Source organism: Paenibacillus sp. N119s (assembly GCF_059447605.1).
This window is the reverse complement of sequence record NZ_JCAJRU010000465.1, coordinates 1-920: the sequence shown is the minus strand read 5'-3', so window position 1 is coordinate 920 and position 920 is coordinate 1. Positions and strand designations below refer to the sequence as shown.

At 50.3% G+C, this 920-nt stretch carries 1 protein-coding gene; it reads right to left on the bottom strand.

Translation table 11 applies throughout. The features are described 5' to 3' along the window. On the bottom strand, positions 1-920 hold a 920-nt coding region (locus AC5V8P_RS25765), incomplete at both ends, for a condensation domain-containing protein (protein ID WP_495474082.1).

Here is a 920-nt window from a genome sequence, read left to right as displayed (position 1 = left end):
TTTTCGATCCCCGAAATCTCAGCCGGGCGACCCGATACGACACCGCCAAAGACGGCATCGTCACTACCGTTGTACTTCTGAAGCAATAAGCCCCAGGCGGTTTGCAGTAACGTATTTGCGGTCACGTGGTACTGTTTGGCCACCATTTCCAGACGTCCCGTCAAATCTTGGCCCAAATCGCACAGTACATGCTCAAATTGTTCACCGTCTGCTTTCGCACCTACTTTTCCAGTTGGAATTGACGTTTGCTGATCATAGCCCAGCAAATATTCCTTCCAGTAGGAGGCTGCTGCTTCTACATCCTGGGCTTCCAGCCACGCAATATACTGACTGTATGGAGTGACAGGCGCGAGCTTTGGTGCTCGACGCTCCACGGCTGCAAAATAAGCCTCAAACACCTCATCTGTTACCAGCGCCACACACCAGCCATCCATCAAAATGTGGTGAGAGCTCCATACAAAGTAATAATCCTCATCACCGGTCCGTAAAATCGCCACGCGCATCAACGCATCCCGGGACAAATTGAACCCGGCTGCCTTGTCCTGGCGAATAAATTCCTGCACATACGCGTCACGTTTCTGATCGTCCAAATGACGCACATCTTCATATCTGAAACCGACTTCCTTACGGCGGAAAATCACTTGCACGGGCTCATCCTGCCAGCCGCTGATGAAATTGGCTCTAAAGATCTCATGCCGCTGTGCCAGTTGATTTAAGCTATCTTGGAAAATATCCGCTTGGAAGCGTCCATGTAGATCAAAGGTCGTTTGTTCAAAATAAGCCCCGGACGCTGCATCCATCAGACTATGGAACAACATACCTTTTTGCATCGGGGTCAGTGCATATACATTTTCCACTTCCCCGATGTCACGGGTCCGCTCGATCAGTTGGTCCAGCTCAGCCAGGGTTACATGTTTAAG